The organism is Pseudomonas wenzhouensis (assembly GCF_021029445.1).
In the GTDB taxonomy this organism is placed as follows: Bacteria; Pseudomonadota; Gammaproteobacteria; order Pseudomonadales; family Pseudomonadaceae; genus Aquipseudomonas; species Aquipseudomonas wenzhouensis.
Map to the genome: position 1 here is coordinate 2,870,981 of NZ_CP072610.1, position 13,836 is coordinate 2,884,816.

The 13,836-nt window shown below is 55.1% G+C and carries 11 protein-coding genes and 3 pseudogenes; 8 read left to right on the forward strand and 6 right to left on the reverse strand.

The genetic code is table 11. The annotated features are described in order from the left end of the window. Positions 1-16: 16 nt before the first annotated feature. Both tnpC and J7655_RS13160 read left to right on the forward strand, forming a co-directional pair. Positions 17-1,537 carry an IS66 family transposase gene (gene tnpC / locus J7655_RS13155; protein WP_230924840.1) on the forward strand — a complete coding sequence of 507 codons (1,521 nt, stop codon included), beginning with the start codon at positions 17-19 and terminating at the stop codon, positions 1,535-1,537. Next, a complete protein-coding gene (locus J7655_RS13160; RefSeq protein WP_476748519.1) occupies positions 1,434-2,201 on the forward strand; it encodes an EAL domain-containing protein in 768 nt (255 codons plus the stop codon). The genes tnpC and J7655_RS13160 overlap by 104 nt, the downstream gene beginning before the upstream one ends. A gap of 322 nt (positions 2,202-2,523) precedes the next feature. On the opposite strand, the gene J7655_RS13165 is transcribed toward J7655_RS13160, so the two are convergent. The 4 genes from J7655_RS13165 to J7655_RS13180 all read right to left on the reverse strand — a co-directional run bounded on the left by J7655_RS13165 (position 2,524) and on the right by J7655_RS13180 (position 6,672). Next, complete coding sequence (locus J7655_RS13165; protein WP_230924842.1) at positions 2,524-3,309, reverse strand: hypothetical protein; 786 nt, start codon at positions 3,307-3,309, stop codon at positions 2,524-2,526. A gap of 39 nt (positions 3,310-3,348) precedes the next feature. Continuing rightward, positions 3,349-4,695: a metal-dependent hydrolase family protein gene (locus tag J7655_RS13170; protein WP_230924843.1), complete on the reverse strand. Its 1,347-nt coding sequence runs from the start codon at positions 4,693-4,695 to the stop codon at positions 3,349-3,351. Positions 4,696-5,078: 383 nt separating this feature from the next. Beyond that, a complete protein-coding gene (locus tag J7655_RS13175; protein WP_230924844.1) occupies positions 5,079-5,861 on the reverse strand; it encodes an OmpA/MotB family protein in 783 nt (260 codons plus the stop codon). After that, positions 5,842-6,672, reverse strand: a complete 831-nt coding sequence (locus J7655_RS13180; RefSeq protein ID WP_230924845.1) for a motility protein A — start codon at positions 6,670-6,672, stop codon at positions 5,842-5,844. The genes J7655_RS13175 and J7655_RS13180 overlap by 20 nt, the downstream gene beginning before the upstream one ends. Positions 6,673-7,157: 485 nt before the next feature. Between J7655_RS13180 and J7655_RS13185 the strand changes: the two genes are divergently transcribed. Beyond that, positions 7,158-7,454, forward strand: coding sequence for a DUF4198 domain-containing protein (locus J7655_RS13185; protein ID WP_230924846.1), 297 nt, complete (start codon positions 7,158-7,160; stop codon positions 7,452-7,454). Positions 7,455-7,678: 224 nt separating this feature from the next. Here J7655_RS13185 and katG read toward each other — a convergent pair whose 3' ends face one another. Beyond that, entirely contained in the window at positions 7,679-9,853 is a 2,175-nt protein-coding gene (gene katG / locus J7655_RS13190; RefSeq protein ID WP_420850880.1) for a catalase/peroxidase HPI, read from the reverse strand. Positions 9,854-10,149: 296 nt separating this feature from the next. Between katG and J7655_RS13195 the strand changes: the two are divergent. The 4 genes and pseudogenes from J7655_RS13195 to J7655_RS13210 form a co-directional block, all read left to right on the forward strand. Next, a pseudogene (locus J7655_RS13195) lies at positions 10,150-10,853 on the forward strand (IS3 family transposase); the annotation flags it as partial. Positions 10,854-10,887: 34 nt separating this feature from the next. Beyond that, positions 10,888-11,121, forward strand: coding sequence for a transposase (locus tag J7655_RS13200; RefSeq protein WP_230924847.1), 234 nt, complete (start codon positions 10,888-10,890; stop codon positions 11,119-11,121). After that, positions 11,090-11,446 (forward strand): annotated as a pseudogene (locus tag J7655_RS13205) (IS66 family transposase); the annotation flags it as partial. The gene J7655_RS13200 and the pseudogene J7655_RS13205, both read left to right, overlap by 32 nt. A gap of 34 nt (positions 11,447-11,480) precedes the next feature. Further along, positions 11,481-11,957 (forward strand): annotated as a pseudogene (locus J7655_RS13210) (IS3 family transposase); the annotation flags it as partial. A 187-nt stretch (positions 11,958-12,144) separates the two neighbouring features. Here J7655_RS13210 and J7655_RS13215 read toward each other — a convergent pair. Beyond that, positions 12,145-12,777 carry a LysE family translocator gene (locus J7655_RS13215; protein ID WP_074915879.1) on the reverse strand — a complete coding sequence of 211 codons (633 nt, stop codon included), beginning with the start codon at positions 12,775-12,777 and terminating at the stop codon, positions 12,145-12,147. A gap of 187 nt (positions 12,778-12,964) precedes the next feature. Between J7655_RS13215 and J7655_RS13220 the strand changes: the two genes are divergently transcribed. After that, on the forward strand, positions 12,965-13,828 hold the full coding sequence (locus J7655_RS13220; RefSeq protein WP_074915880.1) for an MBL fold metallo-hydrolase: 864 nt from the start codon (positions 12,965-12,967) through the stop codon (positions 13,826-13,828). The last annotated feature ends 8 nt before the right edge of the window (positions 13,829-13,836 follow it).

Below are 13,836 nucleotides of genomic sequence, written 5' to 3' on the forward strand. Positions count from 1 at the left end.
GGTATAATCCGGCGCCATGAAATTTGGCGCCGACAACCTTCCCGACGACCTCGTCCTGCTCAAGGCTCTGATTCTGCAATTGCAGGAAGAGAACGCCCTGCTGCGCCACAAACTGTTCTCGCCCAAGTCTGAGCGCAGCCCTGAAGATGCTGACTCACCGCAGTTGGCCATGTTCAACGAGGCCGAAGAGCTGATCGACGCAGCCGACGCGCCAAGCGAAGCCGAAGCCGAAGCCGAAGCCGAAGCCGAAGAAGTCGTTGCGCCGGTCAAGCGTCGTGGCAAGCGCAAGCCACTGCCGGCCAATCTGCCGCGCGTCGACGTCATCCATGAACTGCCCGAGCACGAACTGACCTGCGCCTGCGGAGCCTGCAAACAGGTCATCGGTGAAGAGACCAGCGAGCAGCTGGAGATCATCCCAATGCAGGTGCGGGTGATCCGTCATGTCCGCAAGACCTATGCCTGCAAGGCCTGTGAAAGGGCTCCAGTCACCGCCGACAAGCCGGCGCAACTGATCGAGAAGAGCCTGGCCAGCCCCAGCGTGCTGGCGATGCTGCTGACCACCAAGTACGCCGACGGTATCCCGCTGTACCGCTTCGAGAAAATGCTCAGTCGCCACGGCGTCGAGATCCCGCGCCAGACCCTGGCGCGCTGGGTGATCCAGTGCGGTGAACAACTGCAGCCGCTGCTCAACCTGATGCGCGACAAGCTGCTGGACTACCCGGTATTGCACTGCGACGAAACCCGCCTGCAGGTGCTGCATGAGCCGGGACGCGATCCCACTGCACACTCCTGGATGTGGGTGCAAAGCGGGGGGCCGCCGGACAAGCCGGTAATCCTCTTCGACTACAGCACCAGCCGCGCGCAGGAGGTGCCGCTGCGCCTGCTCGATGGCTATCGCGGCTACCTGATGACCGACGACTACGCCGGCTACAACGCCGTGTCCACGCAAGAAGGCATCGAACGTCTAGCCTGCTGGGCGCATGCGCGGCGCAAGTTCGTCGAGGCGCAGAAGGTGCAGCCCAAGGGCAAGACCGGCCGTGCCGACATGGCACTGAACCTGATCAACAAACTCTACGGCATCGAACGCGACCTGAAAGCAGCCAGCGACAGCGAGCGTCTAACCGCCCGTCAACAGCGCAGCCAGCCGCTGCTCGATCAACTCAAGACCTGGCTGGACAAGACCCAGCAGCAGGTCGCCGGTCAGACGGCCCTGGGCAAGGCGGTGAATTACCTGGCCAGCAACTGGAGCAAGCTGGTGCGCTACGTCGAGGGCGGGCACCTGCCGATCGACAACAACCGCGCCGAGAATGCCATCCGCCCGTTCGTCATCGGGCGCAAGAACTGGCTGTTCAGCGACACGCCCAAGGGCGCTGCGGCCAGCGCGCAGATCTATAGCTTGATCGAAACCGCCAAAGCCAATGGCCAAGAGCCTTATGCCTGGCTGCGCCACATCCTCGACCGCCTGCCGACCGCCAGTAGCGTCGAGGACTACGAAGCGCTGCTGCCGTGGAATTGCTCGCCAGCGAGCGCATCCTGACAGACCCGCCCCATCAGCAGTAGGTGGGTTTATGGAGCGGTTACAACGTTGCGGCCTAATAGAGCAGATCGATCTGCTAACTTTGCGCCAAGGCTGTGAACTGCTGGCTCGCTGGGCCAGACTGCCGAAGATGGCCTACCTGAGCCTGGCTATCAACATCAGCGCCCGGCTGCTCTACAAGGACGACTTTGTCGACCTCATCGAACAGATCCTCTTGGATACCAAGGCCTGCCCGCAGCTGCTGAAGCTGGAAATCACTGAATCGCTACTACTCAACGACAAGGACAAGGCAGTACTGCGCATGCAGGCGCTGCGCGCGATGGGTATACGATTTTCCATTGACGATTTTGGCACTGGCTATTCATCCATGGCTTACCTGCAACAGTTGCCACTAGATCAGTTGAAGATTGACCAGTCATTTGTCCGCGACCTGCCTGACAACTACAGTAGCCAGGTGATTGTTCGAGCGATCTTGGCCATGGCGCAGAGCCTGGACCTGGAGGTGATCGCTGAAGGCGTTGAGGATCAGTTGCAGCGCCAGACACTATCCGATAGCAATTGCAAGCATTTCCAGGGCTATCTTTTCGGCCGCCCGATGGAAGTAGAAGCATTCGAGAGTACATGGATGCCGATAATGGAAGTACCGCCAGCGGCGGTTAGATGAGTCTGACAAAAATCGTAAATTAATTCTTTCTAGATATATGGTTCAGAAACATCACCGTTAATTACTTCAAGCCGGCAACATATCACTATACCATCTCAACAGTAGGCACCCTGACAGACCGACTAACGCTGTGTAGTGGTCAACCCATCCCGGACAGTTGGTTAAGTTTTTCTTCGTTAACAGCACACGGCAGCCCGTCTTTGAATTGATCTGACCTGACACAGTTGTAGTATTGGCTGATGTCCCTGAAGTATAATGGTCGGCAAAGCTAATAGAGGATGATTGCAGTAGCTGAATGTAACAGAGACTGGAGCAATTGCACTTAGAAACGATAATCCCAGCCAATTGCAGGCCCCTGAAGAGTAGCATCGAAGACAAAGTCAGATGAGGTGTAGTCAACCTCTAGCCTGCGGTAGGCCAGCAGAAGAGCGCTTTGATCCGTTAACTTGTAACCCAGTGCGCCCATTAAGTCAGAGCTGAATCTAGAGCCTACATCGAAGCCACCAAACATGGCCCATCCGGTGAAATAGGTTCGTTCGCCAAGGTGGTAGGTACCTTTTAGGCCAAGAACCGGATCCACCCAGCGCTCTTTATCACTGCCATCTACCGAAAACAGAGTGCCCAGACTAACGTTTATATCAGTTCTTAAGCCCCAATAGCGGGCACCACCCACAAGATCGATGTAGCCCCATTTGTCTTCGAAAGCACGATACTGCCCTGACAGCATGAAGGTGCTTGCACGAACCTTTGCATTCGCCTCTACATCAATGCCAATAGGCGTGGGAATGCTGCTCGACTCGCTGAGGCTGACATACAGCAAATCGGTGAATACCCCGTAGCGCCCCAACCTTGCTTCGAATGCCAGCATGACGCCAGCGTCCAGGCCCTCCAGTACATCACTAAAGCGCTTGCTGACATCTGCGCTGCGGCCAAATTTACCCACCTCTCCTTCCAGACCAGCGCCCCATAGGTAAGGGGTGACGCGATAACGCCATTGGCTTTCATCAATGCGGTCATAGTCGGTGGTCTCATAAGCCGAGGCAGCTAGCGGCGTCAGAGCGGTCAGAAAGGCGCCGATCACTCCATTCAGGAACATTCTGTTTTTCATTACGCGACCTGATACCAAGTTGATCAAGGTAAAACCTGATTATGGGTTAAGGAGATTTTTGTAAATCTGACCGTTTTTGATGATCACGACAAAGTTTTTTGCGGGGTCCTTTATCAGGGCCAGGTCGGCAGTCGGGTCACCTTCAACCAACAACAGGTCTGCGAGTGCCCCTTCTTCAATAACACCAAGCGGCTTCTTGTATGGGTTGCGCTCGCCTGTCAGCGCGAGCAAGGCACCGTTGTTGCCGGTTGCAATCTGCAGCACTTCGCCAGGCGAGTACCAACGCTCCAGTGACGCCAGGCGGGCGTTCTGCACTTCACCGTTATCCCCCGAGAATAAAATGTCTGTGCCGAAAGCGACCTTGACGTTGTGCTTGCGCGCGAGTGCGTAAGCACGGTCAGTACCGGCTGCAACCATAAGCTGTTTAACCCGGCTAGGCCCCTTTTGTTTATTGGCGATTTCGTTGTCCAGAAAGGGCTGCAGTGACCACCAGATACCTTTGGCGGCCATCAATTTCACCGTGTCTTCATCCACCAACTGGCCATGCTCGATGGCTTTGACGCCGGCTTCGATGGACATTTTTACTGCATGGCTGGTGTAAGCATGCACAGTAACGTATGTGCCCCAATTTTCAGCCGCCACCACCGCGGTACGGATTTCTTCCGGCGTGTACTGAGTGGCATCCAACGGGTCATAAACGGAGGTTACGCCGCCGCCTGCCATGAGTTTGACCTGAGTGGCTCCCAGCATCAGTTGCTCGCGCACACGGCGTAGGACTTCATTCGAGCCATCAGCAATCGCGGCTGTTCGCGTCTGTTCGGTGTGACTGAGTGGGTCATTAGGTGCTCTGGGGATTTCGTGTGGAAGGCGGAAGTCACCATGCCCCCCCGTCTGGGAAATCATTGCGCCGGAAGGAAATATCCGAGGCCCTGGATACTGGCCTTCTTCAATAGCACGACGCAGACCTCGCACCGGCCCTCCCATATCACGCACACTGGTGAACCCGCGCATCAGTGTTGCCTCGGCAACCTGGGCTGCCCGCAGGTTGGTGTAGCCAACCTCGCTGGTCATCGCATCTGTAAGGGACTGACCGACAAGCATCATGTGCCAATGGGCATCAATCAGCCCTGGCATGAGTGTTCGCCCCTCACCGTCAATGAGTGTGAGCGATGCATTTTCAGGTACAGGAAGTGCGGCTGCAGAAATGCTCTGAATCACATGATCAACAATCAGAACATTGACTGTTTTTTCAGCTCGCTTACTGCTTTTGCCGTCAAAGACATGAACGTTATTGATGAGAACGGCTGTTTCTGAAGCAATGGCCTGGGTCACCATTGCGCAGGCGATAATCAGAGCTGAGGCAGGCTTGAGGATTTTATTCTTCATGCTGGGTACCAATTGATTGGCCCGGTAATGAGCTTGGCTATTTAAAAGCACACCTTACATCAGAAACGTAAGGCACCCAATGTGGCGCGCCTTTAAGCTTCAACGTGCTCAATGGCTGAACCACCCGCTTTGGCCGACTCCGGCCAGTAGATAATTGAAGAAGCTCGTTGCTGTGACTACACGTGGTGATGATCTTCCATGTTTGAAAACAGGAATTCTTGCCCTCAAAGTCAAGAAAATAGATGGTTTCCACCTAGCCACTGTGCTGCTCCACCTCGCAACCAAGTACGCCATAGTAGGTTGCTATCCAGCCCCCTCGGGCTAGAGTGCACCGGCCGTGGTAAATCCACGGCCGGGTGTATGTATGTGGCTATTAAAAATTTCTACTTCTCAAGGATCAGCTCCACACGGCGGTTACTTGCCCGTCCTTCGACAGTGTCATTTGTGGCCAATGGGCGTGTGTCTGCGTAACCGACGGCGCTCAGCCGCTGGCTGGGTATGCTGTTGGCTTCTAGATAGCGAACCACGCTGCCTGCTCGCGCACCGGATAGCTCCCAGTTGGATGGATACCGCAAGCTGCGAATAGGCACGTTATCGGTATGTCCGACAATAGTGATTCGATGTTCACTTTGGCGAAGAACAGGTAGCAGCTTGCGCAACACTGCCAGGCCTTCAAGGCTCAGATCCGCTTGGCCTGGCGCAAAAATGATTTCACTGCTGATACGAAAACTCACGCTTTGCTCGTTAACAATGACCTCAATATCATCACCCAGAGCGCTTGTATCAAGACCTGACAGCGGGTCAGCTTGCGGCGCTGTTTCGATAGGTGCCGGAATCGGAGGTGTGAGCACCTGCAGCGGGTCAGGACGGTCACTCAACAGGCTAGCAACTGGGCTTGCGGGCTTTGATTCGTGGTTGTTACCTGCAAACGACAGCATAACCACAAGTAACACCAGTATCAGGGTGAGCAGATCGAGGTAAACGGTTAGCCAGCCCTCCTCCTCACTGTTTTCATATACGGCATGCGTGACCTGTTGTCGTCGCAGCCGATGCCGACTGATGTCGCTTGAGCGACTTGCGCGCTGCAGTTCAAGCTGAAGAATATTCAGCTGCTTTTCAAGCAGCTTCCTGCGCTGTAATTCGTCCTCACCGTGTGCGTCGGTCATTTTGCGCCTCATCATTACGCTGACCAGACTTTCCCTTGCTGCCGTCGTTGATTTCGTCCTGATAGTGGACCATGAACGATTTGAGCATTTCGCGCATCAAAGCCGGACTGCACTTACGATTCATCATCGAAATTCCCTGCATGATCGTGTTCATCAGCACGACCCGGTCTTCTGTGCGACGCTCTAATTTGACTGCCACCGGTTTGAATATGAGGTTGGCGAGCAATACACCATAGAACGTTGTAATCAGAGCAATCGCCATTTGTTGGCCGATGCTGGTGATATCACCGTCCCCCAGTAGAAACATCAGATTAACCAGGCCGACCAGTGTTCCAACCATACCGAATGCCGGTGCATAGCCCGCCATAATTCTAAAAAGCTGTGCTTCGGCGTGCTCTCTTGCGCGAAGACGTGCAATGCGCCACTGCAGTAAGTCCATCACATCTTCCTCAGGCGTCATGTCCACTACCAGTTGCACACCGGTCTTAAGGAATGGATTGGCCACTTGACTCAAAGCGTTTTCGACTGCTTTCAGATCGCCAGACATCCAGATGCGGTAAAGCTTGATCAGCTCCTCAATGTCATGCTTTGCATACAGACGTTCGTTGCGCATAACCGTCGCAAGCAAGCTGAAGATACGCACGACTTCTCGGAATGGGTAGCTGATAAAGGTGGCCGCCAGTGTTCCGAACAACACAATGCCTAAGCCAGGCAAATTGAGGAAAAGCGATGGATCTTCTGTAGAAAAAATCAGAACAGTCGCGAGTAGCAGAATGCCCGAAAGCATGCCGATAAGCGTGGAGGGATTCATGCAAGCTCCGTGTGGAAATGTGGAAGCAAGGTGGCCACAGCATCCAGTCTAGTGACAGGCGTATCAGGATGGATAGTAGCCAAACGACTGAATTGTCATCGTTGCAGCAATCGATGAGACGCACATTGCCGCGTTCCGAACGATCGATCTAGGCAGTGGGATCAACATCAGCAAGAAATGGACAATGCCGATCCATGATCGGAAGGCGGCGCTGACACGCTTTACGACAAGCTACGAAGATAGGCTGCCGCACTAGTAACCCCAGCCCCGGTTATACAAAATTCTGCACACCCTCCCTACTCAATAGCAGCGAAGTCAGCTGCGATTGCTCAGCACCAAAGGACAGCAAGACATCACCTTGCGCGCCTAAGAAACGGCCAAATCTCTCATCAGCGAAGTCCCGACGCCGGCCAGCAGTGCCATCGCCGTCGCAGCCGCGCTATCGCGCCCTTGAGTAAGGTCAACAGACCAAAGACAAGGCCAAGATGCTGCGTATAGAGACCTTCGCCAAAGCGCTCATCATCACGCAAAGATCAGGAGAGGCCTACACCCTGCGCTCGGTTGATCGACTGGAACTGGCGCCATTAGTTAACCTTGCAGAGCAGAGCCACGGCGATACCCTTCGCGACACAGTGCTATTCGATGGCCAACCATTGTCCAATGCTCGAGCGGCTTCCGTTGCACCAAAGCAGGATTGCCCGGTGGCGCATACTGACGCCAAAGGTGTCGCCAATCTGCAATTGCCTGCAACTGGGTCATGGGTCATGGGTCATTCGCAGTAGGCACCATATCGATGAAGTAGATGCGCGTAGCACGCGTTACGAGGCCAATACCAGTATGCTTATTAAAATAAATCCAGAAGACATACTAGTTTCGCAATGACCATCTTATCCAACCACTTCGCCTATTTACTGCCAGTTAAATAGGCCACACACTTTGCGAAAAAAAATAGGCAGCCATATGAATGGCTGCCTGCCTGAATTGCTATCTGAATAAGACTATGGAATCAATTCAAGTCAAAGCGATCAGCATTCATAACTTTCGCCCATGCAGCGACGAAATCACTGATAAACTTTTCGTGGTTATCATCCTGAGCATAGACCTCAGCATAGGCACGCAGAATCGAATTGGAACCGAACACCAAGTCTGCACGCGTTGCTGTCCATTTCAACGCACCTGTTTTGCGATCACGGATCTCGTACAAATTACGACCTGCCGGTTTCCACACGTTTGCCATATCGGTCAGGTTGACGAAAAAGTCATTGGTCAGCTGGCCTTCGCGGTCAGTAAATACTCCATGCTTGGTTCCACCATGGTTAGTACCCAGCACACGCATGCCACCAACTAGCACGGTCATTTCAGGCGCAGTCAGACCTAGTAGTTGGGTACGATCAAGCATCAACTCTTCCGCACTCACCGTATAGTCTTTCTTCATCCAGTTGCGATATCCATCGGCAACCGGCTCCAGCACCTCAAAGGATTCGACATCAGTCATCGCCTGGCTGGCATCACCACGGCCCGGCGTGAACGGTACGCTGATCGCAAAACCAGCCGCCTTGGCAGCATGCTCAATCCCCACATTACCCGCCAGCACTATTACATCAGCAACGCTAGCCCCCGTTTGTGCAGCGATGCCCTCCAGCAGGGTAAGCACCTTAGCGAGACGCTCTGGCTCGTTGCCTTCCCAATCCTTTTGCGGAGTCAGGCGAATGCGTGCACCGTTTGCACCGCCACGCTTATCAGAGCCCCGGAAGGTTCGCGCGCTGTCCCAGGCGGTGCTGACCATTTCACTGATACACAAACCACTGGCTGCAATCTTTGATTTTACTAGAGCAACGTCATAATCACGCCGACCAGCAGGAACTGGATCTTGCCAGATCAGATCTTCTTGTGGCGCCTCCGGTCCGATATACCGACTTTTCGGGCCCATATCTCGGTGAGTCAACTTAAACCAGGCACGAGCAAAAACATCCGAAAAGTACGCAGGGTCCTTGTAGAATCGCTCGGAAATCTTGCGGTATTCAGGATCCATTTTCATGGCCATATCGGCATCAGTCATGATTGGGTTGTAGCGGATCGTTGGATCCTCCACGTCTACCGGCTTATCTTCTTCTTTGATATTAATGGGCTCCCATTGCCATGCTCCGGCGGGGCTCTTCTTTAGCTCCCAGTCATAGTTGAGCAGCAGATAGAAATAACCGTTATCCCACTGAGTAGGATGGGTGGTCCAAGCACCTTCAATACCGCTAGTCACCGTATCGCGGCCAATGCCCCGGGTAACATGGTTGTTCCAACCAAGGCCTTGCTCTTCAACATCTGCGGCTTCCGGTTCAGGACCAAGATTCTTGGCATTACCGTTACCATGGCATTTACCTACAGTGTGCCCACCTGCAGTAAGCGCAACGGTTTCTTCATCGTTCATTGCCATGCGAGCAAAGGTAACACGGACATCATGGGCGGTCTTAAGTGGATCAGGTTTGCCATCAACACCCTCAGGGTTGACATAGATAAGTCCCATCATTACTGCAGCCAATGGATTATCTAGGTCACGCTCGCCAGAGTAGCGGCTACCTTCACTACCAGTGGGGGCAAGCCATTCCTTTTCTGAGCCCCAGTAAGTGTCCTGCTCGGGATGCCAAATATCCTCACGACCAAAAGCAAAACCGAAGGTCTTCAGGCCCATGGACTCATAAGCCACGTTGCCAGCCAGCACGATCAAATCAGCCCAACTGATCTTGTTGCCGTACTTTTTCTTGATAGGCCAAAGTAGCCGACGCGCCTTGTCCAGATTGGCATTGTCCGGCCAAGAGTTCAGTGGAGCAAAACGCTGGTTACCGGTGCCGGCACCACCGCGCCCATCCGCAATCCGATAAGAACCTGCCGCATGCCAAGCCATTCGAATCATCAAACCACCATAGTGCCCCCAATCAGCCGGCCACCAGTCCTGGCTGTCCGTCATCAGTGCCGTGAGATCACGCTTTAGAGCCGCCACGTCTAGTGTTTTGACGGCTTCTCGATAATCGAAGCCTTGCCCCAGCGGATTGGTCTTAGTGTCATGTTGGTGCAGGATTTCTAAATTCAGGGCGTTCGGCCACCACTCCATGTTCGACTTACCAACAGATGTATTGCCTCCGTGCATCACAGGACATTGACCTGCAGATTTCTGACTTTTCGGATCCATCTCATACTCCAAGGCTTGGTGTAAACCAGCACGCAACGTACGCCGCAAGCTGATCGGGCTCACAGCTGGCGCTTGGCCAACTGTTCATGATCGCCACTAACCATAGCTGAAAATGAGCGCATTGGTACTCCCCGGGGTATTCAAACTTTCTATAAGCGCTGTAGGTTTTTTATTACTTCGCCTACTGGCGGCGTCACTTGAGGAAATACTTCAGGCGAGAAAGCATGGCTTCTGTAGTGGTCTACTGATCCCGGACACCAATTTAGGCGAAAATCCTCGCCACTAAGAGGTGTTCGATGCATAAGCAACGACGTACGTTTTCTGCCGAGTTCAAGCGAGAGGCTGCGGCCTTGGTGCTGGATCAAGGCTACAGCCATATCGAGGCCTGCCGTTCGCTGGGCGTCGTGGACTCGGCATTGCGCCGCTGGGTGAAACAGCTCCAAGAAGAGCGCCTCGGCGTCACCCCGAAAAGCAAAGCATTGACCCCCGAACAGCAGAAAATCCAAGAGCTGGAAGCCAGGATCGACCGACTGGAACGGGAGAAAGCGATCCTAAAAAAGGCTACCGCTCTCTTGATGTCGGACGAGTTCAATCGTACGCGCTGATAGAGCAATTGAGCGAGCGGGAGTCGGTGGAAGTGGTCTGTTCAGCCTTCGACGTGGTGCGGTCTTGCTACTACGCCCATCGTCTACGACGCTGCCGTGTTGATGAACGCCGGGTTGCCCTGCGCAGTCAGGTCAACCAGCTGTTCAACCAGAGTCGAGGATCGGCTGGTAGCCGAAGCATTCTGGGCATGCTGCGTGAGGATGGCGTAAGCATTGGCCGCTTTCGCGTGCGTCGGTTAATGCGCGAGTTGGGCCTGGTCAGCAAACAACCAGGCTCGCATGCGTACAAGCAGGCTACGGTTGAACGGCCAGATATCCCGAACCGGCTGAACCGTGCGTTCGCCACCGAACGACCCAACCAGGTCTGGTGCGGCGATATCACCGTAAGCGTCTGGCCAACACACCTCCCCGGTTCTTCCAGCTAGCGGCATGGTGTCCACCTGTTTTTGGTGGACACCATTTCAAGCCCCTTGCGGCGGATCTCCCGTGCCAGGCCAACGCCGCTCCTATCCCAAATCCTTCAAGGCCCAGGTCGTCGAGGAGTGTACCCAGCCCGGCGCCTCGGTTGCCGGCGTGGCCTTGAGCCACGGCCTCAACGCCAATCTCGTGCACAAGTGGATTCGCCGCCAGTATCCGTGGCAAGTGGGTCTGCGCCGCGTGTGAAACGTTGATCCAGGCCCCAGTGCCTGCGCAGGTGATCGACAAGGGCATCCCGACTGCGGGGCTGCTGGCTCAGGTCATGGTGGCCAAGTTCGCCGATCACCTGCCGCTGTACCGCCAGGAAAAGATCTTCGCCCGCGCCGGGCTGGCCATCGCGCGTTCCACCCTAGCGCAATGGGTCGGCGCTTGCGGCGTCCAGCTGCAACCTCTGGTCGATGCCCTGCGCGACTGCCTGCTCCAGCAGGACGTCATCCTCGCCGACGAAACCCCAGTGCAGATGCTTGCCCCGGGCACAAAGAAGACCCAGCGGGCTTACGTCTGGGCTTATCCACCGGCAAGGTGTGATGCCCGTTCGCTTACATATCACCTACATCTGGGCGCAAGGCCGCTGGAATTAATTAGCGGTGGTGCTGGATCTGCATGCACGGCGAGTAATTGGCTGGGCATTCTCCGCCAAGCCGGATACGGAGTTGGTCATCAAGGCGCTGGATATGGCCTACGAGCAACGAGGCAAACCGCAGCAGGTGCTGTTTCATTCCGATCAGGGCAGCCAGTACGCCAGCCGCCTGTTTCGGCAGCGGTTGTGGCGATATCGGATGGAACAGAGCATGAGCCGTCGAGGTAATTGCTGGGACAATTCACCGATGGAGCGGTTGTTCCGGAGTCTGAAGTCGGAGTGGGTTCCGCCGACCGGTTAACTGACAGCTCAGGAGGCTCAGCGAGACATCAGTCATTACCTGATGCACCGCTACAACTGGATCAGGCCACATCAATTCAACGACGGGCTGCCGCCCGCCGCTGCCGAAGAAAAACTTAACCCACTGTCCGGGATGGGTTGACCACTACATTCTGGAATGCTGTGCCAGAGTAGGGATCATCGCGAGGGAAAGCCGATTGTGGCGGTTTTACGCTCTTTTGCAGCGGTGCTGCCTCGCGAATAGTCGCTCAAATCAAATCAACAAAAATGAGCGGAATAATTAAAACTCGGGGTTTCCGCAGTAGGTGTGTCTGCTCTCGCACAGCCCCCTAGGCCCGTCCCGCCAGAGCCATTCGTACACCGAAGCCAATCAGAATGGACGCAAACAGCCAGCGCTGGAGGGTTTGGGCCAGTGGTCGCTGTGCCAGCCAGCGGCTGAGCGCGGCGCCTGCAGAGGCGTATAGCAAATCGAAGCACAGCCCCGTGAATACCAGCACGATACCGAGAAGGGCAAATTGCCCGGCGACTGCGCTCTCCTCCGGGCGAATGAACTGCGGTAATAGAACCGAGCAGAACAGTAGTGCCTTGGGGTTGCTTATGTTGGTGATCAATCCCTTACACAATGAAGCGCGCCAGAGTTGCACATCACTGCGGCTGTTTCCTACAGGGCATGCTGCTATCAGTGACGGCGCCCGAAAGATCCTGATAGCCAGCCAGACCAGATAGGCGGCGCCCATAAGGCGCAGCACCTCGAAGATCTCGGGCGAAGACTTGAGCAACGCCCCCAGCCCCAACGCAGCTATCAGCACATGCGCGCCTCTGGCCAATCCCAGGCCAGCGGCAACAGCCATGGCATGAGCACGCCCTTGGGTAGCCGCAGTCTGCAACATCAGCACCATATCTGGGCCCGGTACCAGATAGACAACCACCAGCGCCCCGACAAACATCCATAAATCAGCCATCACGCCTCCCGCGACTTTCGCCTAGCAGCCAGATAAGTCATTACATATCAATCAGTTACAGATATTTATTGCGAGTCGCAAGATCATCACTTCTTTATATTCTTTTTTATTCTAAGCATAGAACCAAATAACAGTTACGCTCTAGCTTAAATGAATACCCCCACGGGTATAGCTCCGGAGTGTAATCATGCAGCCTCATGTAGAAGCTTTTTTCGACCCAGCAACTTACACCTACAGCTACGTCGTGACCGACCTGGCGAGCAAGCACTGCGCCATCATCGACTCGGTACTCGACTACGATCCCGCCGCGGGGCGTACTTCCTACAAGAGCGCGGATCGCCTGATTGCCTATGTGCGCGAGCAGCAACTGCAGGTGGACTGGCTGTTGGAAACCCATGTACACGCTGACCACCTCTCCGCTGCTCCCTACCTGAAACGCGAACTGGGCGGGACGCTGGCCATCGGCGAAAACATCACCATAGTTCAAGACACCTTTGGCAAGCTGTTCAACGCCGACGCCGAATTTGCTACCGACGGCCGTCAGTTCGATCACCTGTTCAAGGATGGAGATACCTTCAATCTGGGCAGTATTGAGGCCCGCGTCATCCATACCCCGGGCCATACCCCGGCGTGCATGACCTACTTGATCGGTGATGCCGGCTTTGTCGGCGATACCCTGTTCATGCCCGACTACGGCACCGCACGTTGCGATTTCCCCGGGGGTGATGCGCGCACGTTGTTTCAGTCGATTCGCAAGCTGTTTACCCTGCCCGACACAACGCGCCTGTTTATGTGCCACGACTACAAGGCACCGGGGCGTGATGACTTCCGCTACCAAACCAGCGTTGCTGAACAACGCGAGCTGAACGTGCATGTGCATGAAGGCATCAGCGAGGCTGACTTTGTTGCCATGCGCAGCGCCCGTGATGCCACCCTGGGCATGCCGACCCTGATTCTTCCGTCAGTGCAAGTGAACATGCGCGCCGGCCAATTGCCTCCCGCCGAGGACAACGGGACCCGTTACCTGAAAATCCCCCTCGACGTGCTCTGAGGAACTGC